23 protein-coding genes and 2 pseudogenes are annotated in these 25,334 nt (G+C 66.0%); 12 read left to right on the plus strand and 13 right to left on the minus strand.

Annotation, left to right across the window (positions count from 1 at the left end; genetic code table 11):
* The first annotated feature begins 168 nt into the window (after nt 1-168).
* From choX to choV, 4 genes are all read left to right on the plus strand, one after another.
* A complete protein-coding gene (gene choX, locus PSK12I2_RS0112205) occupies nt 169-1,107 on the plus strand; it encodes a choline ABC transporter substrate-binding protein (RefSeq protein WP_027598619.1) in 939 nt (312 codons plus the stop codon).
* Nucleotides 1,108-1,377: 270 nt separating this feature from the next.
* The gene (locus tag PSK12I2_RS0112210; protein ID WP_027598620.1) at nt 1,378-2,316 is read left to right on the plus strand and encodes a choline ABC transporter substrate-binding protein; all 939 of its coding nucleotides are present in this window, start codon (nt 1,378-1,380) and stop codon (nt 2,314-2,316) included.
* Between the two features lie 116 nt (nt 2,317-2,432).
* Nucleotides 2,433-3,275, plus strand: a complete 843-nt coding sequence (gene choW / locus PSK12I2_RS0112215) for a choline ABC transporter permease subunit (protein ID WP_027598621.1) — start codon at nt 2,433-2,435, stop codon at nt 3,273-3,275.
* Between the two features lie 3 nt (nt 3,276-3,278).
* Nucleotides 3,279-4,511, plus strand: coding sequence for a choline ABC transporter ATP-binding protein (choV, locus tag PSK12I2_RS0112220; protein WP_027598622.1), 1,233 nt, complete (start codon nt 3,279-3,281; stop codon nt 4,509-4,511).
* A 287-nt stretch (nt 4,512-4,798) separates the two neighbouring features.
* Here the strand turns inward: choV and PSK12I2_RS0112225 are convergent, their stop codons facing one another.
* The 8 genes from PSK12I2_RS0112225 to glyA form a co-directional block, all read right to left on the minus strand.
* Nucleotides 4,799-5,101, minus strand: a complete 303-nt coding sequence (locus PSK12I2_RS0112225; RefSeq protein WP_027598623.1) for a HigA family addiction module antitoxin — start codon at nt 5,099-5,101, stop codon at nt 4,799-4,801.
* Nucleotides 5,102-5,194: 93 nt separating this feature from the next.
* The gene (locus tag PSK12I2_RS0112230) at nt 5,195-5,473 is read right to left on the minus strand and encodes a type II toxin-antitoxin system RelE/ParE family toxin (protein ID WP_027598624.1); all 279 of its coding nucleotides are present in this window, start codon (nt 5,471-5,473) and stop codon (nt 5,195-5,197) included.
* A gap of 254 nt (nt 5,474-5,727) precedes the next feature.
* Nucleotides 5,728-6,585, minus strand: coding sequence for a formyltetrahydrofolate deformylase (locus PSK12I2_RS0112235; protein ID WP_027598625.1), 858 nt, complete (start codon nt 6,583-6,585; stop codon nt 5,728-5,730).
* A 98-nt stretch (nt 6,586-6,683) separates the two neighbouring features.
* Entirely contained in the window at nt 6,684-7,313 is a 630-nt protein-coding gene (locus PSK12I2_RS0112240; protein WP_027598626.1) for a sarcosine oxidase subunit gamma, read from the minus strand.
* Nucleotides 7,314-7,328: 15 nt separating this feature from the next.
* Nucleotides 7,329-10,349, minus strand: coding sequence for a sarcosine oxidase subunit alpha (locus tag PSK12I2_RS0112245; RefSeq protein WP_027598627.1), 3,021 nt, complete (start codon nt 10,347-10,349; stop codon nt 7,329-7,331).
* On the minus strand, nt 10,346-10,645 hold the full coding sequence (locus tag PSK12I2_RS0112250; RefSeq protein ID WP_017639232.1) for a sarcosine oxidase subunit delta: 300 nt from the start codon (nt 10,643-10,645) through the stop codon (nt 10,346-10,348). Before PSK12I2_RS0112250 ends, PSK12I2_RS0112245 begins: the two co-directional genes overlap by 4 nt.
* 11 nt (nt 10,646-10,656) lie before the next feature.
* Nucleotides 10,657-11,907: a sarcosine oxidase subunit beta family protein gene (locus PSK12I2_RS0112255; protein ID WP_017639231.1), complete on the minus strand. Its 1,251-nt coding sequence runs from the start codon at nt 11,905-11,907 to the stop codon at nt 10,657-10,659.
* Between the two features lie 79 nt (nt 11,908-11,986).
* Nucleotides 11,987-13,240 carry a serine hydroxymethyltransferase gene (glyA, locus tag PSK12I2_RS0112260; protein ID WP_027598628.1) on the minus strand — a complete coding sequence of 418 codons (1,254 nt, stop codon included), beginning with the start codon at nt 13,238-13,240 and terminating at the stop codon, nt 11,987-11,989.
* A gap of 214 nt (nt 13,241-13,454) precedes the next feature.
* On the opposite strand from glyA, the pseudogene PSK12I2_RS25500 reads away from it, so the two are divergent.
* From PSK12I2_RS25500 to PSK12I2_RS0112270, 3 genes and pseudogenes are all read left to right on the plus strand, one after another.
* Nucleotides 13,455-14,225, plus strand: a pseudogene (locus PSK12I2_RS25500) (PAS domain-containing protein); the annotation flags it as partial.
* Between the two features lie 111 nt (nt 14,226-14,336).
* A pseudogene (locus tag PSK12I2_RS25505) lies at nt 14,337-14,813 on the plus strand (methyl-accepting chemotaxis protein); the annotation flags it as partial.
* An 81-nt stretch (nt 14,814-14,894) separates the two neighbouring features.
* Nucleotides 14,895-15,323 (plus strand): universal stress protein, encoded by a 429-nt coding sequence (locus PSK12I2_RS0112270; RefSeq protein WP_027598630.1) that lies wholly within the window; start codon nt 14,895-14,897, stop codon nt 15,321-15,323.
* A 58-nt stretch (nt 15,324-15,381) separates the two neighbouring features.
* Here the strand turns inward: PSK12I2_RS0112270 and PSK12I2_RS0112275 are convergent, their stop codons facing one another.
* Nucleotides 15,382-16,161 carry an exodeoxyribonuclease III gene (locus PSK12I2_RS0112275; protein ID WP_027598631.1) on the minus strand — a complete coding sequence of 260 codons (780 nt, stop codon included), beginning with the start codon at nt 16,159-16,161 and terminating at the stop codon, nt 15,382-15,384.
* A gap of 80 nt (nt 16,162-16,241) precedes the next feature.
* Here PSK12I2_RS0112275 and pyrE point away from each other — a divergent pair, with 80 nt between their 5' ends.
* The 4 genes from pyrE to PSK12I2_RS0112295 all read left to right on the plus strand — a co-directional run bounded on the left by pyrE (nt 16,242) and on the right by PSK12I2_RS0112295 (nt 19,176).
* Entirely contained in the window at nt 16,242-16,883 is a 642-nt protein-coding gene (gene pyrE, locus PSK12I2_RS0112280) for an orotate phosphoribosyltransferase (protein ID WP_007160047.1), read from the plus strand.
* A 17-nt stretch (nt 16,884-16,900) separates the two neighbouring features.
* Nucleotides 16,901-17,497: a hypothetical protein gene (locus PSK12I2_RS23945; protein ID WP_037007696.1), complete on the plus strand. Its 597-nt coding sequence runs from the start codon at nt 16,901-16,903 to the stop codon at nt 17,495-17,497.
* A gap of 146 nt (nt 17,498-17,643) precedes the next feature.
* Nucleotides 17,644-18,309 carry a GntR family transcriptional regulator gene (locus PSK12I2_RS0112290; RefSeq protein WP_027598632.1) on the plus strand — a complete coding sequence of 222 codons (666 nt, stop codon included), beginning with the start codon at nt 17,644-17,646 and terminating at the stop codon, nt 18,307-18,309.
* Between the two features lie 15 nt (nt 18,310-18,324).
* Nucleotides 18,325-19,176 carry a DUF1989 domain-containing protein gene (locus PSK12I2_RS0112295; RefSeq protein ID WP_027598633.1) on the plus strand — a complete coding sequence of 284 codons (852 nt, stop codon included), beginning with the start codon at nt 18,325-18,327 and terminating at the stop codon, nt 19,174-19,176.
* Between the two features lie 60 nt (nt 19,177-19,236).
* Here PSK12I2_RS0112295 and argB read toward each other — a convergent pair whose 3' ends face one another.
* From argB to coaBC, 4 genes are all read right to left on the minus strand, one after another.
* Nucleotides 19,237-20,139: an acetylglutamate kinase gene (gene argB, locus PSK12I2_RS0112300; protein ID WP_007160051.1), complete on the minus strand. Its 903-nt coding sequence runs from the start codon at nt 20,137-20,139 to the stop codon at nt 19,237-19,239.
* A 74-nt stretch (nt 20,140-20,213) separates the two neighbouring features.
* On the minus strand, nt 20,214-21,608 hold the full coding sequence (gene algC / locus PSK12I2_RS25145) for a phosphomannomutase/phosphoglucomutase (protein WP_197027426.1): 1,395 nt from the start codon (nt 21,606-21,608) through the stop codon (nt 20,214-20,216).
* 1,212 nt (nt 21,609-22,820) lie between these two features.
* A complete protein-coding gene (gene dut, locus PSK12I2_RS0112310) occupies nt 22,821-23,276 on the minus strand; it encodes a dUTP diphosphatase (protein WP_027598635.1) in 456 nt (151 codons plus the stop codon).
* Nucleotides 23,269-24,492 carry a bifunctional phosphopantothenoylcysteine decarboxylase/phosphopantothenate--cysteine ligase CoaBC gene (coaBC, locus tag PSK12I2_RS0112315; protein ID WP_027598636.1) on the minus strand — a complete coding sequence of 408 codons (1,224 nt, stop codon included), beginning with the start codon at nt 24,490-24,492 and terminating at the stop codon, nt 23,269-23,271. The genes dut and coaBC overlap by 8 nt, the downstream gene beginning before the upstream one ends.
* Nucleotides 24,493-24,627: 135 nt before the next feature.
* On the opposite strand from coaBC, the gene radC reads away from it, so the two are divergent.
* On the plus strand, nt 24,628-25,302 hold the full coding sequence (radC, locus tag PSK12I2_RS0112320) for a DNA repair protein RadC (protein ID WP_027598637.1): 675 nt from the start codon (nt 24,628-24,630) through the stop codon (nt 25,300-25,302).
* The last annotated feature ends 32 nt before the right edge of the window (nt 25,303-25,334 follow it).

The raw sequence follows: 25,334 nt of genomic DNA on the forward strand, positions 1-25,334 counted from the left end.
CGCCAAAATGTGGCATGGCGACTCAACGGGCACGGTTGTAGGTCAGGCCCTGCGACCGTCCGTCGCCCTTCTGGCCACTTATGGCGAAAAGCCACCAGGCCCCGGGCCAGACGGACCGGTACGTGCAGCGGCCAGCGGCCCTTCCCCTCGCGACCCCTGGAGTTCAGGATGAAAATCTCCCCAGCGCTGTGGTTGTCCGGTCTGTTGCTGAGCGCTGCCGTACAGGCAGGCGAAGCCGAGAATTGTCAGCAGGTACGCCTGGCCGATGTCGGCTGGTCGGATCTCAATATCACCAACGCCACGGCCCGCTATCTGCTCAGCGCCCTCGGCTACGAGACCGAGGTGCTGCGCCTGTCCCTGCCGCAGACCTACGACGCCCTGGCCGCGGGCGAGGCCGATGTCTTTCTCGGCAACTGGATGCCGGCGCAGGCCAAGCTCAGTCAGCCGCGGGTTGATGCGGGTGCGGTCGAACGCCTGCACGCCAACCTGGAAGGGGCCCGCTACACCCTGGCGGTCCCCCAGTACGTCTATGACGCCGGGGTGAAGAACTTCGCCGATATCGCCCGCTTCGCCGAGCGCTTCGATCACACCCTCTACGGCATCGAGCCCGGCAACGACGGCAACGCCCTGGTGAAGAAGATGATCGCCAGCAACGCCTTCGGCCTGGGCGACTTCAAGCTCGATGAATCCAGCGAGCAGGGCATGCTCACCCAGGTGCGGATGAAGGAACTCCTGGACCACCAGTGGATCGTCTTTCTCGGCTGGGAACCCCATCCGATGAACGTCCGGCACAAGCTGGCCTACCTCGACGGTGGCGACGAGTATTTCGGCCCGAACCAGGGCGGGGCGACGGTCTACACGGTGGTGCGCAAGGGCTACGCCCAGCAGTGCCCCAACGTGGCCCGGCTGCTGGGCAACCTGGTGTTTTCCCTGGACATGGAAAACCAGCTGATGGATCGGGTGCTCAACGAAAAGGACAATCCGCGTCGCGCCGTGCGCAACTGGCTCAAGCGCAATCCCGAACGCCTCGACGCCTGGCTCAAGGGCGTCGCCACCCGCAGCGGCGCACCGGGTAGCGTGGCGGTGAAGGCCAGTCTGGCCAACTGATCCAGGGCCGCTCCGGCCGACGCCAGCGCCTCTGGCCAGCGTTCCGCCACGGCGAGGGACGCTGCTGCCCGCCTCTCTCGCTCTGCCACAGCGCTCCGGGCGCGGACGTGCCCTGGGGCTCACGCTGGATACGACATCTCCGCTTCTGGTTACGACGCCGCGTACACTGGTAGCGACGCAGGCGGTAGGCGAGCCTGGGGGGATGGGTTACAGATAAATACACGTGGGGCGCACCGAAAGGTACCCCGCCAAACGCAAGGAGATGTGTCCATGAAAGGTTGTTCCCGTTGGCTCTTGAGTGCCGCCCTGCTGGCGCCACTCGCTGTTCAGGCGGCTGAACCGGCTTCCTGTGCCAAGGTGCGCTTTGCCGATGTCGGCTGGACCGACATCACCGTGACCACGGCCGTGACCAGCGAGGTGCTGCACGCCCTCGGCTACCAGACCACGACCAACATGATCTCCGTACCGGTCACCTACAAGTCCTTGCAGAACAAGGACATCGACGTCTTCCTCGGCAACTGGATGCCGAGCATGGCGGCGGACATCAAGCCCTATGCCGACAACGGCAGCGTCGAGACCGTACGCGCCAACCTGGAGGGCGCCAAGTACACCCTGGCCGTGCCCCAGTACGTCTACGACGCCGGGGTGAAAAGCTTCGCCGACATCGCCAAGAACGCCGACAAGTTCGACGGCAAGATCTATGGCATCGAGCCGGGCAACGACGGCAATCGCCTGATCCAGGGCATGATCGACAAGAACACCTTCGACCTGGGCAAGTTCAAGCTGGTGGAATCCAGCGAGGCGGGGATGCTGTCGCAGATCCAGCGCGCCGAGCGCCGCCAGCAGTGGGTGGTCTTCCTCGGCTGGGAACCCCATCCGATGAACACCCGCTTCAAGATGGCCTATCTCGAAGGCGGCGACGACGTCTTCGGTCCCAACTTCGGCGGCGCCACCATCTACACCAACGTCCGCAAGGGCTACGTCCAGGAATGCCCCAACGTGGGCAAGCTGCTGACCAACCTGTCCTTTACCCTGGACATGGAAAACCAGCTGATGGACAAGGTCCTCAACGAAAAACAAGCCGCAAGCGCCGCCGCCAAGGCCTGGCTCAAGGCCCATCCGCAGGTGCTCGACCAATGGCTGGCCGGCGTGACCACCCGCGATGGCAAGCCTGCGCTGGAAGCGGCCAAGGCCACCCTGGCCCCTTGATAGAACAATAACATTCGACTGTCCCGCGCCAGTTCGGGCGGGTACTGCCACAGCCGAAGCACGAATCTGCGGTTCTCGTGCTTCGACCTGTCCACTCCTACCTGACGGGCACCGTTATGTTACTTACCGACCACAAGCTCCCTCTCGGTCAGCAGATCGCCGACTTCATCGACTGGCTGACGCTGCATGGCGCCAGCGTCTTCGACAAGATCTCCGATGTGCTGTCCGGCCTCATCCACGGCCTCACCGCCGGCCTGATGTGGTTCAACCCGCTGGCCTTCATTGCCCTGGTCGCGGTAGGGGTCTATCTGCTGCAACGCAGCATCGGCCTGGTGATCTTCGCCCTCGTCTCCCTGCTGCTGATCCTCAACCTGGGGTACTGGCAGGAAACCATGGAAACCCTGGCCCAGGTGGTCTTCGCCACCCTGGTGTGCATCGCCGTCGGCGTACCGCTGGGCATCGTCGCCGCGCACAAGCCCTGGTTCTACACCGGCCTGCGCCCGGTCCTGGACCTGATGCAGACGGTCCCCACCTTCGTCTATCTGATTCCGACCCTGACTCTGTTCGGCCTGGGCGTGGTGCCCGGGCTGATTTCCACGGTGGTGTTCGCCGTGGCCGCGCCGATCCGCCTGACCTGCCTGGGCATCCAAGACGTTCCCGCCGAGCTGATGGACGCCGGCAAGGCCTTCGGCTGCTCGCGCTGGCAGCTGCTGACCCGCATCGAGCTACCCCACGCCATGCCCAGCATCGGCGCCGGCATCACCCAGTGCATCATGCTGTCGCTGTCCATGGTGGTGATCGCCGCCCTGGTGGGTGCCGACGGCCTCGGCAAGCCGGTGGTGAACGCCCTCAACACCGCGGACATCGCCCTGGGCTTCGAAGCCGGCCTGTCCATCGTCCTGATCGCCATCCTACTCGACCGGGTGTGCAAGCAACCCGCCCCTCGCGAGGTTAAGTAAATCATGACCGCCATACGTTTCGAACACGTCGACGTCATCTTCGGCAAGCAGAACAAGCGCGCCCTGGAGCTGCTCGACCAGGGCAAGGGTCGCAGCGAGATCCTCCAGGAGACCGGCCAGGTGCTGGGTGTCGAGGACGCCTGCCTGGAGGTCCAGAAGGGTGAGATCTGCGTGCTGATGGGCCTGTCCGGCTCGGGCAAGTCCAGCCTGCTGCGCTGCATCAACGGCCTCAACACCGTGAGTCGCGGCAAGCTGCTGATCGAGCACAAGGGCAGCGAGGTGGACATCGCCAACTGCTCGCCCGCGGTGCTCAAGGACATGCGCACCACCCGCATCGCCATGGTGTTCCAGAAGTTCGCCCTGATGCCCTGGCTGACCGTGGCCGAGAACGTCGGCTTCGGTCTGGAGATGCAGGGCCGCTCGGCCGCCGAGCGCAAGAAGCTGGTCGAGGAGAAGCTGGAGCTGGTCGGCCTGACCCAGTGGCGCAACAAGAAGCCCGACTCCCTGTCCGGTGGCATGCAGCAGCGCGTCGGCCTGGCCCGCGCCCTGGCCATGGACGCCGACATCCTGCTGATGGACGAGCCCTTCTCCGCCCTCGATCCGCTGATCCGCCAGCAGCTGCAGGACGAATTGCTGCAACTGCAGGCCAAGGTCAACAAGACCATCGTCTTCGTCAGCCACGACCTCGACGAAGCCCTCAAGATCGGCACCAACATCGCCATCATGAAGGACGGTCGCATCATCCAGCATGGTCGTCCCGAGGACATCGTGCTCAATCCGGCGGACGAATACGTGCGCACCTTCGTCGCCCACACCAATCCGCTCAACGTGCTCAGCGGCTACAGCCTGATGCGCGGCCTGGACAAGTGCGGGCGCGAGGGCAACGAGATCTGCCTGGAGCGCAGCCACGACATCTGGCTGGCCCTGGACAATCAGACGGTCAAGGCGCTGCGCCGCGGCGGCGAGAGCCTGGCCCTGCAACGCTGGACCCCGGGTATGCCGATCAACAGCCTGCAACGCCAGCCGACCCTGGCACCGGCCGATATCCGCATGCGCGACGCCCTGGAGATCCGCTACCACACCGGGCACAAGCTGGTGCTGGAGACCGATGGCCGCGCCGTGGGCATCCTCGGTGACAAGGAGCTCTACCACGCCCTGCTGGGCAAGAACCTGGAAAAGGCCGGCGAAGACGTCGCCCCGCCCGCGGTCCGCTCCACCCTGTCCCAGGCGGGCTGACCGTTCCCCGACCACCCGCCGCTCCCTGCGAAGGCGGGTGGTCAGGAGCCTGGCAGGACCACTATGCGGCCCTACCCTGAACGTTTATGAAGGCTTCAGGCCTAACGTTCTCGCCCCCGCCCCGTCCCTACCAGCCTGAAGCCCAAGCCTCTATGACCGACACGGCGCCTGTTCCCCGATGCAATGGGTAGCGTCTCAAGGCACCCCGTTCTGCATCTTGCGCGACCAGATAGCGCAAAAGGCACTACAGACGTCCGGCTCGTCATGCTCAAACCAGTGGAACGTCGTCAGGCGACGTGCAGTGGCTTCACCTGCTGGCGGATCAGCTCGCCCTTCGAGGTTTCCGCCACCCGCAGTTCATAGGTGGCCTGAAGGCCCATCCAGAAATTCGGCGTGGTATCGAAGGCAGCGGCAAGCCGCAAGGCCATATCCGCAGAGATTCCGCGACGCTCCAGTACCACGTCGTTTACCGTAGGTGCCGAGACGCCCAGCGCACGGGCCAGGGCCGATGGCGTCATGTTCATGGGGACCAGATAGTCTTCCCGCAGAATCTCCCCGGGATGAACCGGGCGCATTCCGTTGGTCAGCATGGCGTTACCTCTTTCTTTCCGGATAGGGCTAAGACATGGGTCGGATCTTGATCGATACCTGAGCCAGCGCCTGATTTGGCAAGTGCCGGCCTTTCAGTGATAGTCGACTATCTCGACGTTGGCTGGTCCTTGCGGCGTCCATTCGAAACAGATCCGCCATTGGTCATTTATGCGGATGCTGTGCTGACCCTTCCGCTTCCCTTCCAGGAGCTCGAGACGATTACCGGGCGGCGATCTGAGGTCGCGCAACTCCACCGCCTCACTCAGCGCCGTCAGTCTGCGTGTCGCCACATTGGCAATCTGGCTCCACTTCCGATTGTTGCCATCGGTAAACAGCGCCTGCGTATCCTTGCACGTGAAGCTCAGTATCATCAGGCCACCCTAACGCAGCTGGTCAAGAAAAATTTAACGAATAACGTTAAACGTTTCAATGGCAGTCATCGGTTGGAATCGACGTGGCGCAGAAGCGCTTTTGCCGCCATTGCCTCGATGACGATCCGAGTCATCGTCTTACGGCCATGGCAGCGACCCAGCCGGAAACCCTGCAAGGCTACCGGCAAGGGGCAAGGGGCGCTGCGAGCGCCTCGGCGATCTCGCAGCCCGCCTGGAGCGGTAGCGGGAAGGCCTTAGAGCACCACCGTCCGCCCGGCGTTGAGGAAGACGCGGCGTTCCAGGTGATAGCCCACCGCCCGAGCCAGGGTCAGGCACTCGATGTCGCGGCCGCGGGCCACCAGGTCCTCGGCGTAGTGGGCATGGTCCACGGACTCGACGCCCTGGGCGATGATGGGGCCTTCGTCCAGGTCGTTGTTGATGTAGTGCGCCGTGGCGCCCACCAGCTTGACGCCCTTGGCATAGGCCTGGTGATAGGGCCGCGCGCCCTTGAAGCCGGGCAGCAGCGAGTGGTGAATGTTGATCGCCCAGCCGTCGAGGCGACGGCACAGCTCGGGCGACAGCACCTGCATGTAGCGCGCGAGAATCACCAGCTCGGCACCGGTCTGCTGCAATACCTGCCAGACCCTGGCCTCCTGGGCCGGCTTGTCCTGGGGATCCAGGGCGAAATGGTGATAGGGAATGCCGTGCCAGGCCGCCAGGGGCTCCAGATCCGGGTGGTTGGAGATCACCGCCACCACGTCCATGGGCAACTGGCCGATGCGCTGGCGATAGAGCAGGTCGTTGAGGCAGTGGTCGGCCTTGGAGACCATGATGGCGACCTTGGCGCGATAGCCGGGCGGGGTCAGTTCGAAGGTCATGTCGAAGGGCGTGAAGCGCAGGTCCAGACCGACGCGAAACAGGCCTTCGTTGAAGTCGCTGGGTACCTGGAATTCCACCCGGATGAAGAAGCGCTGGGCTTCACGATCGTCGAAGCTGTGGTGCTGGGTGACATAGCAGCCCTGCTCGAACAGGTAGCGCGTGACCACGTCCACGGTGCCGAGGCGACTCGGGCTCTGGGCGGTGAGAATCCAGGTATCGGGCGTGCGGCTCATGATGAATTCCTTTGCATGGAGATGAAGCCAGAATCACAAAACCCGACCTGCGCCTCACGCAGGTCGGGTTCGAGAGAACGACTGGACGCAGCGACCGATCAGGCCTCGATGCGCAGTCCGTACTCGGCGCTCGCGTCCTGCAGCCACAGCCAGACGTAGTCGGCGAAGCTGCGCCGCACCACCAGCTCCCAGGTGTCTTCCGCGGTATGGCGGATCATCAGCTGGGACTTGGCGAACACCGTCCCCACCGCCTTGCCCACCGGGAAGTTGCTCGGATGGACGTCGTAGGAGGTGGACTTCATCAGCACTTCACGCACCTTGGGGCCCTTGAGCTCGACCAGGGTCTGGCCACCGCCGACGTTGACGATGGCGACATGGCGCTCGCCCAGGGCCTGGCGCAGGGCCTGCTCGGTGGCGAACTCGCTGCCACCGGGCACCACCAGCAGCCACTCGTCCGGGCCGAGCCACTGCAGCGAGCTCTCGCCCTTCTGGGTGATTACCAGGGGACCGGGCACTTCCAGGCCGACCACGCTCTGCACCGCGCCGGTGAAGCCTTCGTCATGGGCGTCGCCACGGATGACCAGATGCCCCAGCAGGGCCCGCTCGCGCAGGGTCACCCCGGCGGTGGCCGGGCCGCGGCCGGCGAGCTTGTTCAGCTCGGCGTGGAACAGCGGGGATTCGGCGCGCGCCGTGGCGGAGTATTGGTCGTAGACATTGATGTTGTTCATGGGGCGCTATCCTCGTTAGGCGACGTTCTGCCGCTCACCCTTGGGGTCGTAGAACACCGGCGAGACGATCTCGGCAGCGATGTAGCGGCCATCGGCCAGCGGGGCGTAGACGGTCTGGCCCATGCGGCCCAGGCCACCCTTGACCATGGCCATGGCGAAGCCGTAGCCCAGGGTCGCGCTGTGGTAGCTGGAGGTCACGTGACCGACCATGTCCATGGGGATCGGCTGGTTGCGCTCGAACACCAGTTGCGCACCTTCCGGCAGGACGTCGCGGGCATCCAGGGGCTTGAGGCCGACCAGCTGCTTGCGATTCTCGCGGACGCAATCCTGGCGATGCATGCCGCGCTTGCCGATGAAGGAGAAGCTCTTGTTCAGGCTCACCGCCCAGCCCATGCCCAGGTCCTGGGGCGTGACCGAACCATCGGTGTCCTGCCCGATGATGATGAAGCCCTTCTCCGCCCGCAGCACGTGCATGGTCTCGGTGCCATAGGGGGTGAGGTCGAATTCTTTGCCCGCCGCGACCACCTGCTCCAGCACGCCCATGGCGTAGTTGGCCGGTACGTTGATCTCGTAGGAGAGTTCGCCGGTGAAGGAGATCCGGAACACCCGCGCCGGTACCCCGCCCACCTGGCCTTCCTTCCAGGCCATGAAGGGGAAGGCGGCGTTGTCCAGATCGATGTCGGTCAGCTTGGCCAGCAGCTTGCGGCTGTTGGGACCGGACAGGGTCAGGGTCGCCCAGTGGTCGGTGACCGAGGTGAAGTACACCTCCAGCTCCGGCCATTCGGTCTGGTGGTACAGCTCCAGCCATTCGAAGACGCGCGCGGCGCCGCCGGTGGTGGTGGTCATCAGGAAGTGGTTGTCGGCGAGACAGGCGGTGACGCCGTCGTCGAAGACCATGCCGTCTTCCTTGCACATCAGGCCGTAGCGGGCCTTGCCGATGTCCAGCTTGGTCCAGGCGTTGGTGTAGACGCGGTTAAGGAATTCCCGCGCGTCCTTGCCCTGGATGTCGATCTTGCCCAGGGTCGAGGCGTCGAGCAGGCCGACGCTGCGGCGCACGGCCAGGCACTCGCGATTGACCGCGGCGTGCAGGTCCTCGCCCGCCTTGGGGAAGTACCAGGGGCGCTTCCACTGGCCGACGTCCTCGAACAGCGCGCCCTGCTTGAGGTGCCAGGCGTGCAGCGCGGTGTAGCGCTTGGGCTCGAACAGGGCACCGCAATGGCGACCGGCGATGGCGCCAAAGGTCACCGGGGTGTAGTTCGGGCGGAACATGGTGGTGCCGACTTCCGGGATGGCCTTGCTCTGCACCCGGGCGGCGATGGCCAGGCCGTTGATGTTGCCCAGCTTACCCTGGTCGGTGCCGAAACCCATGGCGGTGTAGCGCTTGACGTGCTCGATGGACTCGAAGCCCTCGCGGCAGGCCAGCTCGATGCCGGCGGCGGTCACGTCGTTCTGCAGGTCGACGAATTGCTTGGGGGCCCGCGACGACGGCTTGTCGTGGGGCACCTGGAACAGCGCCAGACTTGGCTCTTCCTGACGGAATTCGGCCTGGGGCAGCTCGCCGCTGACCACCTTGGCACCGGCTTCGGCCGCGGCGGTGGCGCCGGCCTCGAAACCGTCGGCCAGGACATCGCCCAGGGCGAAGACGCCATTCACGCCACCGGCGCAGAGGCGCTTCTGCGGCGCCGGACCGGGCACGAAGGCCTGGATGTCATCGCGCCACAGCGGACGACCGCCCAGGTGCGAGGCCAGGTGGACCACCGGGCTGTAGCCGCCGGAGGTGGCGATGAGGTCGCAATCGAGCCACTCGCCGCCACCCAGGGTACGGAAGGCGGTCAGGTCGATGGTGGCGATCTTGGCGCCGGTCACCCGGGTATTGCCGCGGGCTTCGCTGACGGCGGTACCGCCCATGACGCGCACGCCACGCTTGCGCACTTCCTCGACCCAGGCGCCGCGGGGATTGGGACGCGCATCGGCGACTGCCACTACCTGGCGACCGGCTTCGAGCCAGTCCAGGGCCACGCGGTAGGCGTAATCGTTGTTGGTGGACAGCACCAGGCGCTGACCCGGGGCCACCGCATAGCGGCGGATGTAGGTGGACACGGCGCCGGCCACCATGTTGCCCGGCAGGTCATTGTTGGCGTACACCAGCGGCCGCTCGTGGGCGCCGGTGGCCAGCACCACGCGGGTGGCGCGGACACGGTGCAGGCGCTGACGCACCTGGCCATGGGGCGCGCGATCGCCGAGGTGATCGGTGAGTCGCTCGTGGATGGTGAGGAAGTTGTGGTCGTGGTAGCCGTTGACCGTGGCGCGCGGCAGCAGCACCACGTTGTCCAGGCCCTGCAGCTCGGCGACGGCCTTGGCGGCCCAGTCGGCGGCCGGGGCGCCGTCGAGACGCTCGCGGCTGTCCAGCAGGCTGCCACCGAATTCTTCCTGTTCGTCGGCCAGGATCACCCGGGCGCCGCTGCGACCGGCGGCCAGGGCCGCGGCCAGGCCGGCGGCGCCACCGCCCACCACCAGCACGTCGCAGTGCTGGTTGAAGTTGTCGTAGGTATCCGGATCGACCTGGGTCGGCGCCCGGCCGAGGCCGGCGGCCTTGCGGATGTACTTCTCGTAAGTCATCCACAGGTTCTGCGGATACATGAAGGTCTTGTAGTAGAACCCGGGCGGCATCATCTTGCCGCCGACCTTGCCGAGGATGCCCATGAGGTCGTTGTTGACGCTCGGCCAGCCGTTGGTGCTGGCGGAGACCAGGCCCTGGTACAGCGCCTGCTGGGTGGCCCGCACGTTGGGCACCTGGGTGGCCTCGGTGGCGCCGATCTGCATGATGGCGTTGGGTTCTTCGGCACCGGCGGCGACGATGCCGCGCGGCCGGGAGTACTTGAAGCTGCGGCCGATCACGTCCACGCCGTTGGCCAGCAGGGCCGAGGCCAGGGTGTCACCCTTGAAGCCCTGGTAGGTCTGACCGTTGAAGGTGAAGGTGATGGCCTGGCTGCGGTCCAGGCGACCGCCCTGGGTGAGTCGATGGACCTGGCTCATGTGCGCTCTCCTCGCTCGGCGGTGAAGCGGGGTTGCTCGCCGATCGGATAGGTTTCGAGAATTTCGTAGGTCTCGGTGTTACGGGTCGCGTTGAAGTACTGGCGGCAGCCCGAAGCGTGGACCCACAGCTCGTGACGCAGGCCGCGCGGGTTGTCGCGGAAGAACATGTAATCGCCCCACTCCGCGTCGCTGCAGGCCTCGGGATCCAGCGGACGCGGGATGTGCGCCTCGCCGGCGGCGTGGAATTCTTCTTCGGAGCGCAGTTCCCCACAGTGGGGACAATGGATGTACAACATGCTCGGGCTCCTTAGTGCGCGACGGCCGCTGCGCCGTGTTCGTCGATCAGCGCGCCGGTGTGGAAACGGTCGATGGAGAAGGGCTTGGCCAGCGGATGCATCTCGCCGGAGGCGAGCGACGCCGCGAAGACGTTGCCCGAGCCGGGGGTGGCCTTGAAGCCGCCGGTACCCCAGCCGCAGTTGAAGAACAGATTTTCCACCGGGGTCTTGGAAATGATCGGGCAGGCGTCGGGCGAGGTGTCGACGATGCCGCCCCACTGGCGGTTCATGCGCACCCGCGAGAGGATCGGGAACATCTCGACGATGGCCTGCAGGGTGTGCTCGATCACCGGGTAGGAGCCGCGCTGGCCGTAGCCGACCCAGCTGTCGATACCGGCGCCGATCACCAGGTCGCCCTTGTCGGACTGGCTGATGTAGCCGTGTACCGCGTTGGACATGATGACGCTGTCGATGATGGGCTTGATCGGCTCGGACACCAGCGCCTGCAGCGGGTGGGATTCCAGCGGCAGGCGGAAGCCGGCCAGCTTGGCCATGTGCCCGGAGTTGCCGGCGGTGACCACGCCGACGCGGCGGGCGCCAATGAAGCCACGGTTGGTTTCCACGCCGATCACCTTGCCGTCCTGCTTGCGGAAGCCGGTGACCTCGGTCTGCTGGATCAGGTCGACGCCCAGGGCGTCGGCGGCGCGGGCGAAGCCCCAGGCCACGGCATCGTGACGGGCCACGCCGCCGCGGCGCTGCACGGTGGCACCGAAGATCGGGTAGCGGGTGTTCTTGCTGCAGTCCAGGTAGGGAATCTCCTCGGCCACCTGGCGGGTGTCGAGCAGTTCGCCGTCCACGCCGTTCAAGCGGTTGGCGCTGACCCGGCGCTCGGAATCGCGCATGTCCTGCAGGGTGTGGCAGAGGTTGTAGACGCCGCGCTGGGAGAACATGACGTTGTAGTTGAGGTCCTGGGACAGGCCCTCCCACAGCTTCATGGCGTGCTCATAGAGGTGCGCCGATTCGTCCCACAGGTAGTTGGAGCGGACGATGGTGGTGTTGCGCGCGGTGTTGCCGCCGCCCAGCCAGCCTTTCTCGATCACCGCGACGTTCTTCACGCCGAATTGCTTGGCGAGATAGTAGGCGGTGGCCAGGCCGTGACCGCCACCGCCGACGATGACCACGTCGTACACCGGCTTGGGCGTCGGGGTGCGCCACATCCGCTGCCAGTTCTCGTGATGGCTCAGGGAGTGCTTGAAGAGGCCGAAGCCGGAATAGCGTTGCATCTGGAGACTCCTGCAGACGACGCCCCTTTCCGCAAAGGGGGAAAGGGGTTGGATAAGGGTTGCGTCAGGCGCGTGGCGACTAGCGGTAAACCGGGTAGTCACGGCACAGCGCGGCCACCTGGCGCGCCACCTGGGCTTCCACATCGGCATCGCCGAGGTGGTCGAGGATGTCGCAGATCCAGCCGGCGACGCGTTCGCTTTCGCTGACGCCCAGGCCGCGGGTGGTCAGGGCCGGAGTGCCGATGCGCAGACCCGAGGTCACGAAGGGCGACTGGGGATCGTTGGGCACGGCGTTCTTGTTCACGGTGATGCAGGCGCGCCCCAGGGCGGCGTCCGCGTCCTTGCCGGTGATACCCTGCTTGATCAGGCTGACCAGGAACAGGTGGTTGTCGGTGCCACCGGAGACCACGTCGAAGCCGCGGGCCTTGAACACGCCGGCCATGGCCTGGGCGTTCCTGATCACCTGCTGCTGATAGGTCTTGAAGCCCGGCTCGAGGGCTTCCTTGAAGCACACCGCCTTGCCGGCGATGACGTGCATCAGCGGACCACCCTGGGCACCCGGGAATACCGCGGCGTTGAGCTTCTTCTCGATGTCGGCGTTGGCCTTGCACAGGATCAGGCCGCCACGGGGGCCGCGCAGGGTCTTGTGGGTGGTGGTGGTCACCACGTCGGCGAAGGGCACCGGGTTCGGGTAGACCCCGGCGGCGACCAGACCGGCCACGTGGGCCATGTCGACGAACAGCAGAGCACCCACGCTGTCGGCGATGTCGCGAAAGCGCTGGAAGTCCAGGGTCTTGGAGTAGGCGGAGAAACCCGCCACGATCATCTTGGGCTTGTGCTCTTCGGCCAGACGCTGGATCTCGTCGTAGTCGATCAGCCCGGTATCGGTGTCGATGCCGTACTGGACGGCGTTGTAGAGCTTGCCGGAGGAGCTGACCTTGGCACCGTGGGTCAGGTGACCGCCGTGGGCCAGGCTCATGCCCAGGATGGTGTCGCCAGGCTGCAGCAGCGCCAGGTAGACAGCCGAGTTGGCCTGGGAGCCGGAGTGCGGCTGGACGTTGGCGTAGTCGGCGCCGAATAGCTGCTTGGCGCGCTCGATGGCCAGCTGCTCGACCTTGTCGACATGCTCGCAGCCACCGTAGTAGCGCTTGCCCGGATAGCCTTCGGCGTACTTGTTGGTCAGCACGCTGCCCTGGGCTTCCATGACGCGCTGGCTGGTGTAGTTTTCGGACGCGATCAGTTCCAGGTGATGCTCCTGGCGCCGCGCTTCCTCGCCCATGGCGGCGAACAACGCATCATCGTAGCCCTGGATTTGGTCCTGCTTGCTGAACATCGCGGCGCTCCTAAAGTCTGTGGCGGTGAAAACCACCCCCTTGGCCGCGATGGTAGGCCCGGCCCCAGACCCCAAGATGCCTGTTTACGCCCCGGGCCGGCGCGTTTGCGACAGCCACTCAACGGCCGAGTTCTGCCGTTCGCCGGGTGCCATCAAGTCGCTCCGATCCGCGCCGATAGGCTGACTACCTCTCCCCCGGCCAGCGAGTTCTGCCATGTTCAATGCGCACCACAAGAAGACCATCGCTCGGCTGGAGGCCGAGTTGCACGCCAACCAGGGCCTGACCCAGGCGCTGGAGCGGTCCATGGCGGTGATCGAGTTCGATACCGACGGTACCGTCCTGCGTGCCAACGACAACTTTCTCCGCCTGACCGGCTATCGTGCCGACACCCTGGTCGGTCAGCACCATCGCCGGCTCTGTCCGGCCAACGTGGTGCAGGGTCGCGACTATGGCGATTTCTGGGCCCGCCTCAAGCGCGGCGATTTCGTTTCCGGCACCTTCCACCGCCTGGACGCCCAGGGCCGTACCCTCTGGCTGGAAGCCAGCTACAACCCGGTGCCCGGCAGCAGCGGCAGGATCGCCAAGGTGGTGAAGTACGCCCTCGACGTCACCGCCCAGGTCGAGCGCGACAGCGAAGCCCAGAGCAACCTCAAGGCCTTGGACCGCGCCCTGGCGCGCATCGAATTCGACCTGGACGGGCGCATCCTCACGGCCAACGACAATTTCCTGGCCACCCTGGGCTACAGCCTAAAGGAGATCCAGGGCCAGCAGCATCGCCTGTTCTGCGAGCCGGCCCTGGTCAATAGCAGTGAATACGCCGACTTCTGGCGCCGCCTCAATGCCGGCGAGTTCTTTCGCGGCCAGTTCAAGCGGCTGGGCAAGCACGGCCGGGTGGTCTGGCTGGAGGCGAGCTACAACCCGGTGTACGACGCCACCGGTCGGCTATACAAGGTGGTCAAGTACGCCAGCGACATCAGCGAGCGGGTGGAAAAGCACGAAAGCGACAGCCGCAGCGCCTCGCGGGCCTATCACATCTCCGCCGAGACCGAGAAGGTCGCCGAGCACGGCACCCGGATCATCCAGGCGGCCGCCGGCGAGATGCGCGAGATCGCCCACAACGTCAGCGCCTCCGCCGAGGTGATCGGCCAGCTGGGCCAGCGCTCCGAGCAGATCACCGCCATCGTCAACACCATCCGCGGCATCGCCGACCAGACCAACCTGCTGGCGCTCAACGCCGCCATCGAGGCCGCGCGCGCCGGTGACCAGGGGCGTGGCTTCGCCGTGGTCGCTGACGAGGTCCGCCAGCTGGCGGGACGCACCAGCAGCGCCACGGCGGAGATCGCCGAGATGATCGGGCGGATCCTGAGCGAGACCCAGCAGGCGGTCGCCAGCATGGAAAGCACCCAGGGTCGAGCGGTCAAGGGCGTCGAGCTGGCCGACCAGGCCGGTGCGGTGATCGTGCAGATCCGCGATGGGGCCAGCGACGCCGTGGAAGCCGTGAGCATGTTCGCCAGCAAGCTGGACGAATCCGAGGTGATTCCCAAGGGCGCGCGCAACTGGGTGGGGCATTGAGGCCGCGGCCTTGATTGGGATCAAGCGCCCCTGACAGCCAGGGTCTAGCATGAAGGCATACCCCTCTCGTGGAGATGCCCCATGCACACTGTCCTGGTCGCCTACGACGGTTCCCCCAGCGCCGACAACGCCCTGCGCTACATCCTCGACCTGGTGAAGGCCGGGCTGTCGCTGGAGCTGCACCTGCTCAACGTCCAGAACGAGCCGGAGATCTACGGCGCGCCCTTCGACGACCGCATCCTGCGCGAATGGCGCGGCAGCCTGCAGGACAAGGCCGAAGACATCCTCGTCCGGGCGCGCCCGGCCCTGCTCGAAGCCGGTATCGAGGCCCAGACCCACGTGGGCTTCGGCGGCATCGCCGAGACCATCGGCGAGACGGCGCGGCGCCTGCAGGTGGACACCGTGGTCATGGGCACCCGCGGCCTGGGCTCGCTCAGCGGCCTGCTGCTCGGCTCGGTGGCCCATCGCGTGGTCCATCAGGTGCCCTTGCCGGTGATCCTGGTGAAATAGTCGCCCAACAAAAAACCAGCCCTCGGGCTGGTTTTTTCGTTCTGGAGCAGCGTCTGGATCAGATGCTCAGGGTCCAGTCGTAGTCGACGATCAGCGGCGCGTGCTCGGAGAAGCGCGGTTGCCGCGGCAGGCGCGCCGAGCGGACGAAGCGGCGCAGACCCGGGGTCAGGATGTTGTAGTCGAAGCGCCAGCCCAGGTTGAGGTGCTCGGCCTGGTCGCTGTCCGGCCACCAGCTGAACTGGTCGCCTTCGCGGCTCACTTCGCGCAGGGCATCCACATAGCCCATGTTGCCGATCACCTCGTCCATCCAGGCCCGCTCGGGCGCCAGGAAACCGGGGATCTGCTGGCAGTCGCGCCAGTTCTTCACGTCCTGCTTCTGGTGCGCCACGTACAGCGAGCCGCAATAGATGTACTCGCGGCGCTTGCGGCGCTGCTTGTTCAGGTAGTGGGTGAAGTCGTCCATGAACTTGAATTTCATGTTCAGGTCTTCGTCACCGCGCTTGCCCGAAGGCAGCAGCAGGGTGGCGATACTGACCTTGTCGAAGTCCGCCTGCAGGTAGCGACCGAAGCGATCGCAGGACTCGAAGCCCAGGCCGCTGATCACCGCCTTCGGCTGGACCCGCGTATAGAGCGCGACCCCACCCTGGGACGGCACTTCGGCGTCGCAGGCATAGAGGATGTAACCCTCCAGCGCATAGGCCGGATCGTCCATGTCGTAAGAAGAGGCGCGCGTATCCTGCAAGCAGATCACGTCGGCATTCTGCGCCTTAAGCCAGGGCAACAGGCCCCGCTCCACAGCGTCCTGAATACCATTGACGTTCAAGCTGATGATCCGCATAAATGGCCCCCAAAAAATCGTGGATGTATGATACCCGAGCTAAACCGGTTTAGCTAAATACAAGCCGCGCAAGGACTTATATGCAGGCGTATCAGCGTAATTTCATTCGTTTCGCCATCGAGCGCGGAGTTCTGCGCTTTGGTGAATTCACCCTGAAATCGGGTCGTATCAGCCCCTATTTCTTCAACGCCGGCCTGTTCCACAGCGGTGCGGCCCTGGCCCAGCTCGGCCGTTGCTATGCCGATGCGCTGGTGCAGGCCAACCTGCCCTTCGATGTGCTCTTCGGCCCGGCCTACAAGGGCATCCCCCTGGCCGCGGCCACGGCGGTGGCCCTGGTCGAGCACCACGGCCGCGACGTGCCCTGGTGCTTCAACCGCAAGGAAGCCAAGGACCACGGCGAAGGCGGCCTGCTGGTGGGCGCGCCCCTGACCGGTCGGGCGCTGATCATCGATGACGTCATCACCGCCGGCACCGCCATCCGCGAGGTCATGCAGATCATCGAAGGCCAGGGCGCCAGTGCGGCCGGGGTGCTCATCGCCCTGAACCGCCAGGAGCGTGGCCGCGGCGAATTGTCGGCCATCCAGGAAGTCGAGCGCGACTACGGCATTCCGGTGCTCAGCATCGTCGCCCTGGATCAGGTGCTCGAATACCTGGCCGAGGACGCCGAGCTCAAGCGTCACCTCCCCGCCGTCCAGGACTATCGCGCTCAATACGGCATCTAGCCCCAGGAGAGACGGCCATGGTCGTACGTCGCGCCGCTGCCAGCCTGTTGCTCATCGCCCTGCCGCTGGCCGGCCAGGCGGCCGAGCTGTACCGCTATCTGGACCGCAACGGCACCCTGGTCATCGACCGCCAGGGCGTGCCGCCGGAATACGCCGGCAAGGGCTATGACGTGCTGAACGAACAGGGCCGGGTAATCCGCAAGGTCGCCCCGGCCCTGCCCGCCGCCGAACTCGACCGCCAGGCGCGCGAGCGCCAGCAGGCCGTGATCGATGGCCAGCTGCGCAAGCTCTACAGCAATGTCGAGGACGTCGACCGCGCCAAGGCGCGCAAGCTGACGGAGCTCGATGGCCTGATGCAGATCAAGAGGGCTAACCTTGAGGCCGCACGCCAGCTGCAGAGCCAGTTGATGGAGCAGGCGGCGGTGCAGCAGCGCAATGGCCAGGCGCTTCCGGCGGACCTCCAGGCCCGCCTCGACGCCGCGGCCGCCGATCAGGTGCGTCTGCAGGCCGATCTGCAGCGCTACGCCGAATTGCGCACCAGCACCAGCGCGGCCTTCGACGCCGATCGTGCGCGCATGCAGCGACTGGAAGCGGCTCAGGCCACGGATCGCTAGCCCTTCTGAGCACGCTGCCGGCGGCCCCCTCCGCCCATGGCCTGCTGGGCGGCACGACAAGGTTGCCGCCTCTTCACGCCATATTCTGGCACGTACCGTGCAGTTCGATTTTCTACGCATTGTTGAACAATCGGGCGTGAAGACCTATGAGCGGCAAAGACGCAGGCGCGCTGTCCCTGGGGGCTCAGCTGCTGCTGGAAATGCGCGAAGACATCATCGGCGGTCGCCTGCTACCCGGTACGGCGCTGGTCGAGGCTGAACTGGTCAAGGCCTACAACGCCTCGCGCAACACCATTCGCGAAGCCCTGCACCAGCTGGATCGCGAGGGCCTGGCCACCTATGTGCGGCACAAGGGGGTGATGGTGCGGCGCCTGGGCCTGGCCGAGGTGCGCGACCTCTTTACCGTGCGCCGCACCCTGGAACTGCAGGCCATCCTCACCAGCCGCCCGCTGCGCGAATACCAGTCCGATCGGATGCTGGACGCGCTGGAGGCCGCCGAACTGGCGCAGTCGCGTGAAGACTGGCGCGCCCTCGGCACCCACGGCCTGCATTTCCATCAGCACATCGTCGGCCTACTGGGCAGTCCGTTGTTCGATGAATTCTTCGCCACCGTCGCCGCCCAGATACGCCTGCTGTTTTCCCTCGCGCCCGACGAGGAGCACTTCCAGCGGCCCTGGATCATCCGCGACCGCCAGATCCACCACCTGCTCGCCGCCGGACAGCGCCAGGCGGCGGCCGAGGCCATGGCCAGCTATCTCGACGATTCCGAAAACCGGCTGCTGGATCTGCTGAGCGCAGCCAGGCCGCTCTGACCGAGGAGACCTCCCATGTACAAGGACTACCCCGCCGCCTACCAGTCCACCCAGGGTTCCGCCCTGCAGGTCGACCAGGCCTTCTACGATCGCCTGCGCGAGGACAAGGACGCGCGTACCCTGATCGAGCAATTCGAGATCCCGATCCGCACCGGTCGCGCCTGGAAGGTCCCGGCGGGCCATCTGTTCCGCGTCACTACCCCGCACGGTCCCCAGGTGGGCGACTTCAACGTCTGGAACGCCGAGGACCCACGCGAGCGCATGTGGGCCGCGCGCACCCGGCAACTGCAGGGGGCCCACGTCAGCACCTACGACCGCCTCTGGTCGAACCTGCCCTTCCTGCGTCCGCTGCTGACCATCACCGACGACAGCCTGGCCGGCTACGGCATCGACGAACACGGCGGCCGCCTGCATGACCTGCTCGGCACCCGCTGCGATCCCTACGTCAACAAGATGCTCACCGGCGAGGACTTCCACCACCACTGCCACTCGAATCTGACCCGCGCGGTGCTGCCCCACGGCCTCACCGAATTCGATGTCCACGACGTGCTGAACATCTTCCAGTGCACCGGCCTCAACCATGACGACCTCTACTTCATGAAGGCCTGCCCGGCCAAGCCCGGCGACTACCTGGAATTCTTCGCCGAGATCGACGTGCTCTGCGCCCTGTCCACCTGCCCGGGCGGCGATCTGTCCCTGGCGATGTGGGGTCCTGACGCCGAGGACCCGCTCAAGGTCTGCCGCCCGCTGGGCGTGGAGATCTACCGGGTCGAGGAGGCGTTGCTGCAGGGTTGGGAATCGCCCAAGCGGGCGGCCTACAACGGCCAGCATGGCCTGACCCTGCCCAAGGCCAGCTGGGAGCAGTGAGTCCGGGCCTGCAATGAAAACGGCGCCCTGGGGCGCCGTTTCTGGTCCGACCGAAAGCGCTCAGCGCTTGCGGTTGGAGATCAGGGTACCGACGCCGACGTCGGTGAAGATTTCCAGCAGCACCGCGTTGGGCACCCGGCCATCGATGATGTGGGCGCTCTGCACGCCGCCCTGCACCGCTTCCAGCGCGCAGCGGATCTTTGGCAGCATGCCGCCGTAGATGGTGCCGTCGGCGATCAGCGAATTGACCTGCTCGGTGGACAGCCCGGTGAGCACCTGGCCCTGCTTGTCCATCAGGCCGGCGATGTTGGTCAGCAGCATCAGCTTCTCGGCCTTGAGTGCCTCGGCCACCTTGCCCGCCACCAGGTCGGCGTTGATGTTGTAGGACTCGCCGTCCGGACCCACACCGATGGGCGCAATGACCGGGATGAAGTCGCCACGCACCAGCATGTTGATCAGATCGGTGTTGACCCCGGTGACCTCGCCCACATGGCCGATGTCGATGATCTCCGGCTTGGTCATTTCCGGCGTCTGCCGGCTGACCTTGAGCTTGGTGGCGCGGATCAGGCCCGCGTCCTTGCCGGTCAGGCCGATGGCCTTGCCGCCATGGCGGTTGATCAGGTTGACGATGTCCTTGTTGACCTGGCCGCCCAGCACCATCTCCACCACGTCCATGGTCTGGGCGTCGGTGACGCGCATGCCATCGATGAAGTGGCTTTCGATGGACAGGCGCTTGAGCAGGTCGCCGATCTGCGGACCGCCGCCGTGCACCACCACCGGGTTGATGCCCACCGCCTTCATCAGCACGATGTCACGGGCGAAACCGGCCTTGAGCTCGTCACTCTCCATGGCGTTGCCGCCGTACTTGATCACCAGCGTCTTGCCGACGAACCGGCGGATATAGGGCAGCGCCTCGGACAGCACCTCGGCGACGTGCGAGGCATCCTCGCGGCTCAGGGTCATGGCTCACCTCTCAAGGTCGACATAGAAAAGACAAAGGGCGCCTAGGCGCCCTCTGTGCTACCGCTGACCCGAGGTCAGAACGGCAGATTCAGATCCGGCTGTACCGCCAGCAGCTGCTTGCGGAACACCGTCTTGATGCGCTCCAGCTCTTCGAGGGTTTCCGCCTCGAAGCGCAGCACCAGCACCGGCGTGGTGTTGGACGCACGCACCAGGCCCCAACCGTTCTGGTAATCGACGCGGACGCCGTCCAGGGTGGTGATCTGGGCATCGCCCCACTGGGCGTCGCGCTGCAGGGTTTCGATGATGCCGAACTTGTTCTCTTCGGTCACCTGGATATTGATCTCCGGGGTGGAGATGTCTACCGGGAAGGTATCGAACACCTGTTGGGCGCTGTTCTTCTCCTGGCTGAGGATCTCCAGCAGACGCACGGCGCTGTAGATGCCGTCGTCGAAACCGAACCAGCGCTCCTTGAAGAACACGTGGCCGCTCATCTCGCCGGCCAGCAGCGCGCCGGTTTCCTTCATCTTCTTCTTGATCAGCGAGTGGCCGGTCTTCCACATGATGGGACGACCGCCGTAGCCGGCGATGAGGTTGTTCAGGCGACGGGTGCATTTGACGTCGAAGATGATGTCGGCGCCCGGGTTGCGGGAGACCACGTCCTTGGCGAACAGCATCAGCAGCTGGTCGGGATAGATGATCTTGCCTTCGTTGGTCACCACGCCGACGCGGTCGCCGTCGCCGTCAAAGGCCAGGCCCAGGTCGGCACCGGTTTCCTTGACCTTGGCGATCAGGTCTTCCAGGTTCTCGGGCTTGCCCGGATCCGGGTGGTGGTTGGGGAAGTTGCCGTCCACCTCGCAGAACAGCGGGATGACCTCGCAGCCCAGGGACTCGATCAGCTGGGGCGCGTTGACCGCGGCGACACCGTTGCCGGCGTCCACCACCACCTTGAGCTTCTTGGCCAGCACCACGTCGTTGCGGATGTAGTCGGCGTAGCTCTTGAGCACGTCGACCTGCTTGATCTGGCCCTGGCCGCTGGCCACGTCACCGGTCTCGATGCGCTCGCGCAGACGCTGGATGGATTCGTTGGCCAGGGTCTCGCCGGCGATGACGATCTTGAAGCCGTTGTAGTCCGGCGGGTTGTGGCTGCCGGTCAGCATGACGCCGGACTTGCCTTCGAGCACGTTGGCGGCGTAGTAGAGCACCGGGGTCGGCACCATGCCGACATCGCTGACATTGGCGCCGCTGTCGGCCACGCCCTTGATCAGTTGGGCGACCAGCTCGGGGCCGGACAGGCGGCCGTCACGGCCGACGGCCACGTTGGGCTCGCCACGTGCCAGGCTCTCCGAGCCGATGGCGCGCCCGATCCAGTAGGCGGCTTCGGCGGTCAGGGAGTCACCCACCACGCCACGGATATCGTAGGCGCGGAAGATGCTGGCGTTGAGTTGGGGGGCTTGCGGGGTAGTGCTCATCGGGGGTTTCTCCAATCCCAGGAGATCCTGGTCTTCGTCGAGGATACTGATATCGAGGATGTCGGTGGTCTGGAACAGCGGCTCGCTCTGCTGAGAGCGGCCTCTGTCGGCAAACTCCGCCAGGGTCTTGGCCACCGCATCGCTGGGAGCGGTGGCGTACAGGTCCGGCGACGACCCGGCCGATCGGCTGGCCAATCGGGCCGTCGACTTGGCCACGGGTTCCATTACCGCCAGGCGCAAAGTCGGGCTTTTGGCTATCTGATTGGCTTCTAGTTCCTCGGCATAGGCCGTCAGACTGCGGACGTCGTCACGGAGCCGGCGTGACAGCTCCCGGGAAAACAGCCAAAAGCCCGCCAGCACGCCAAACAGCGCCAGCAGCAGCGCCACCAGGGGGATACCCAGCGGTGTATCGGCGCCCGCCTCGGCGGCGGGTGCCAACTCCAGCGTCCAGAGCGGGCTGCCGGTGGCGAGCCGCCGCATCAGCGCCGGATCACCGGGGCTGCCGCCACTGGCCAGCACCTGCACGCTGCCACCGGGAAATTGCTGCAGCAGGCGCCACTGGCCGACGTTCGCCGGTGGCGTGGCCCAGCCCTGCAGGACGGCCGGGAGTTCTTCCACCAGTACGGCGCTGCCAAGCAGCTGATCGCCGCGGCGGATGGGTTGGGCGCTGTAGACCAGCCAGCGATCGCCCAGTCGATAGGCTTCCGGCGGGGTCCGCTGGCCGCTTTCCAGGCGCTTGAGCAGATCGAGGGCAGCATAGTTGAGGGGGCCGGGACGATCGTCTTCGATCTGGCGCATGCCGGCCGGCACCACCAGCACGTCGACCACGCCGAGGCGCTCGCGCAGCTGGCTTTCCGCCGCCGCGCGCGCCGCCGGATCGTCGCCCTGCAGGGCCTGCAGCACCAGGGCATCCCCGGCGACACCCTGCAGCCGACGGGTCAGGCCGACCAGCAGCTGATTGAGGGAGGTCGCCTGCGCCTGCAGCGCCTGGTCCGCCTGCTGCTCCTGGTCGCGCGCGCCCTGCGGCTGCAACACCAGGAACCACAGCAGCAGCGCGGCCAGCAGCAGGCCGGCGAGTGCCAGCAGCAGTCCCGCGCCCATGCCGGGCAAGCCAGCGACCCGGGGGGCCGCCTTGCGCACATCCTTGTCGTTCTTGCCCCTTGCCATGCCGTTCTTCTCCTTTATGTCACGGCGCGCCTTGCGTGTCTGGCGTCAGCGGGTACCGGAGTGGCCGAAGCCGCCAGCGCCCCGCTCGGTCTCGGTAAAGCTGTCGACGATATCGAAGTGCGCCTGCACCACAGGTACGAGCATCAGCTGGGCGATACGTTCGCCCACGCTCACGGTGAAGGTGGTCTGGCCGCGGTTCCAGCAGGAGACCATCAGCTCGCCCTGGTAGTCCGAGTCGATCAGGCCGACCAGGTTGCCCAGCACGATGCCGTGTTTATGGCCCAGGCCCGAGCGCGGCAGGATCAGCGCCGCCAGCGACGGATCGGCCACATGGATGGCGAGCCCGGTGGGAATCAGCGCGGTCTGCCCCGGCTCCAGCACCAGATCCTCCTGCAGCATGGCGCGCAGGTCGAGGCCGGCCGAGCCGGGAGTGGCGTAGGACGGCAGCGGGAAATCGCGCCCCAGGCGCGGGTCGAGGATCTTGGCTTGAAGGCTATGCATGGTTCTGGGTGGTGTCTTTCAGGTGGGTGGAAATCAGGGCGATGAGCTGCCGGGCGATCTTGCCCTTGCTGGTCTGCTCGAAGCGGATCTCGTGCAGGCCACGGTCGATCACGGTGACCGCGTTGTCTTCGCTGTTGAAGCCGATGGCCGGATTGGCCACGTCGTTGGCGACGATGAGGTCGAGATTCTTGTCGCGCAGCTTGCGCTGGGCGTACTCCAGCAGATTCTGGGTTTCCGCGGCGAAGCCGACGCTGAAGGGCCGATCCGGGCGCCCCGCCAGGGTGGCGAGAATATCCGGGTTGCGCACCAGCTCCAGCAGGAGACCGTCACCGCGGGTGGGGTCCTTCTTCAGCTTGTGCGGCGCGATGACCTCGGGGCGATAGTCCGCCACCGCCGCCGAGGCGATGAGCACGTCGCAGGGCATCAGCGCCTCGCAGGCGGCCAGCATGTCGCGGGCGCTGATCACATCGATGCGCTCGACGCGATCAGGGGTCGGCAGATGCACCGGGCCGCTCACCAGGCTGACGCGCGCACCCGCCTCCGCCGCCGCTTCCGCCAGGGCGAAGCCCATGCGGCCGGAGCTGTGGTTGGTGATGTAGCGCACCGGGTCGATGTTTTCCTGGGTCGGCCCCGCGGTGATGACCACGTGGCGACCGGTCAGGTCGAGGCGCTGGAAGCAGTCGGCGGCGAGCTGGGCAAGGTCGGTGGCTTCCAGCATCCGGCCGGGGCCGACGTCGCCACAGGCCTGGCTGCCGCTGGCCGGACCGAACAGCTTGATGCCACGGCTGCGCAGGAGCTCGGCATTGGCCTGGGTGGCCGGATCGCGCCACATGGCCTGGTTCATGGCCGGTGCCAGGGCGACCCGGGCATCGGTGGCCAGCACCAAGGTCGTGAGCAGATCGTCCGCCACGCCCTGGGCCAGGCGCGCCATGACATCGGCGGTGGCCGGCGCGACCAGCACCAGATCGGCCCAGCGGGCCAGCTCGATATGCCCCATGGCCGCTTCGGCGGCCGGGTCCAGCAGATCCAGATGCACCGGCAGACCCGACAGTGCCTGCAGGGTCAGCGGCGTGATGAATTCGCGACCGCCGCGGGTCAGCACCACCCGCACCTCGGCGCCCTGATCCTTGAGTCGGCGCACCAGCTCGGCGCTCTTGTAAGCGGCGATGCCACCTCCGACGCCCAGCACGATGCGTTTACGATGGAGCCGCTGCATATAGCCTTTCCGTTCTCGAACCGTCTAGAACGGGCATCGCACGGCCAATCGAGGCCTGCGCGCACCCGCGAATGATCCGGTTAAGATAGCACAGCGCCTGCAGGACGCAGGCGCCCCGCCAGACAAGGAGCGTCCATGAGCATCAAGGATTGGCCGGCCCAGGAACGGCCGCGGGAGAAACTGCTGGAACGCGGCGCCCAGGCTCTCACCGACGCCGAACTGCTGGCGATCTTCTTGCGCACCGGCGTGGCCGGCAAAAGCGCGGTCGACCTCGCCCGCCAACTGCTCGGGGAATTTGGCAGCCTCAGAGCCCTGCTGGAGGCCGATCTCGCCGCCTTCAGCGCTCACCTCGGCCTCGGCCCGGCCAAGTTCAGCCAGTTGCAGGCGGTCCTGGAGATGGGCCGCCGCCACCTGGCCGAAGGCCTCAAACGCGACTCGGCTCTGGAAAGCCCGCAGCAGGTCCGCGACTATCTAAAGGCCCGCCTGCGCCACGAACCTCACGAGATCTTCGGCTGCCTGTTCCTCGACACCCGCCACCGGGTGCTGGCTTTCGAAGCCCTGTTCCACGGCACCATCGACGGCGCCAGCGTCTACCCCCGCCAGGTGGTCAAGCGCGCCCTCGCCCACAACGCCGCTGCCGTCATTCTGACCCACAACCACCCCTCCGGCATCGCCGAACCCAGCCAGGCCGACCGCCTGCTCACCACCCGCCTCAAGGACGCCCTGGCGCTGATCGATGTGCGGGTGCTGGATCATTTCATCGTGGGGGATGGGGAGCCGCTGTCGATGGCGGAATATGGATGGCTTTAATAGCTTCGCGAGCAGGCAAGCCCGGCCCAACT

The sequence above is a fragment of the Pseudomonas sp. MOIL14HWK12:I2 genome (genome assembly GCF_000510745.1).
GTDB classification, from domain to species: domain Bacteria; phylum Pseudomonadota; class Gammaproteobacteria; order Pseudomonadales; family Pseudomonadaceae; genus Chryseomonas; species Chryseomonas oryzihabitans.

Coding starts and splice junctions, on each gene's coding strand:
- choX (WP_027598619.1), top strand. CDS start 169: ATGAAAATCTCCCCAGCGCTGTGGTTGTCCGGTCTGTTGCTGAGCGCT.
- PSK12I2_RS0112210 (WP_027598620.1), top strand. CDS start 1,378: ATGAAAGGTTGTTCCCGTTGGCTCTTGAGTGCCGCCCTGCTGGCGCCA.
- choW (WP_027598621.1), top strand. CDS start 2,433: ATGTTACTTACCGACCACAAGCTCCCTCTCGGTCAGCAGATCGCCGAC.
- choV (WP_027598622.1), top strand. CDS start 3,279: ATGACCGCCATACGTTTCGAACACGTCGACGTCATCTTCGGCAAGCAG.
- PSK12I2_RS0112225 (WP_027598623.1), bottom strand. CDS start 5,101: ATGCTGACCAACGGAATGCGCCCGGTTCATCCCGGGGAGATTCTGCGG.
- PSK12I2_RS0112230 (WP_027598624.1), bottom strand. CDS start 5,473: ATGATACTGAGCTTCACGTGCAAGGATACGCAGGCGCTGTTTACCGAT.
- PSK12I2_RS0112235 (WP_027598625.1), bottom strand. CDS start 6,585: ATGAGCCGCACGCCCGATACCTGGATTCTCACCGCCCAGAGCCCGAGT.
- PSK12I2_RS0112240 (WP_027598626.1), bottom strand. CDS start 7,313: ATGAACAACATCAATGTCTACGACCAATACTCCGCCACGGCGCGCGCC.
- PSK12I2_RS0112245 (WP_027598627.1), bottom strand. CDS start 10,349: ATGAGCCAGGTCCATCGACTCACCCAGGGCGGTCGCCTGGACCGCAGC.
- PSK12I2_RS0112250 (WP_017639232.1), bottom strand. CDS start 10,645: ATGTTGTACATCCATTGTCCCCACTGTGGGGAACTGCGCTCCGAAGAA.
- PSK12I2_RS0112255 (WP_017639231.1), bottom strand. CDS start 11,907: ATGCAACGCTATTCCGGCTTCGGCCTCTTCAAGCACTCCCTGAGCCAT.
- glyA (WP_027598628.1), bottom strand. CDS start 13,240: ATGTTCAGCAAGCAGGACCAAATCCAGGGCTACGATGATGCGTTGTTC.
- PSK12I2_RS0112270 (WP_027598630.1), top strand. CDS start 14,895: ATGCACACTGTCCTGGTCGCCTACGACGGTTCCCCCAGCGCCGACAAC.
- PSK12I2_RS0112275 (WP_027598631.1), bottom strand. CDS start 16,161: ATGCGGATCATCAGCTTGAACGTCAATGGTATTCAGGACGCTGTGGAG.
- pyrE (WP_007160047.1), top strand. CDS start 16,242: ATGCAGGCGTATCAGCGTAATTTCATTCGTTTCGCCATCGAGCGCGGA.
- PSK12I2_RS23945 (WP_037007696.1), top strand. CDS start 16,901: ATGGTCGTACGTCGCGCCGCTGCCAGCCTGTTGCTCATCGCCCTGCCG.
- PSK12I2_RS0112290 (WP_027598632.1), top strand. CDS start 17,644: ATGAGCGGCAAAGACGCAGGCGCGCTGTCCCTGGGGGCTCAGCTGCTG.
- PSK12I2_RS0112295 (WP_027598633.1), top strand. CDS start 18,325: ATGTACAAGGACTACCCCGCCGCCTACCAGTCCACCCAGGGTTCCGCC.
- argB (WP_007160051.1), bottom strand. CDS start 20,139: ATGACCCTGAGCCGCGAGGATGCCTCGCACGTCGCCGAGGTGCTGTCC.
- algC (WP_197027426.1), bottom strand. CDS start 21,608: ATGAGCACTACCCCGCAAGCCCCCCAACTCAACGCCAGCATCTTCCGC.
- dut (WP_027598635.1), bottom strand. CDS start 23,276: ATGCATAGCCTTCAAGCCAAGATCCTCGACCCGCGCCTGGGGCGCGAT.
- coaBC (WP_027598636.1), bottom strand. CDS start 24,492: ATGCAGCGGCTCCATCGTAAACGCATCGTGCTGGGCGTCGGAGGTGGC.
- radC (WP_027598637.1), top strand. CDS start 24,628: ATGAGCATCAAGGATTGGCCGGCCCAGGAACGGCCGCGGGAGAAACTG.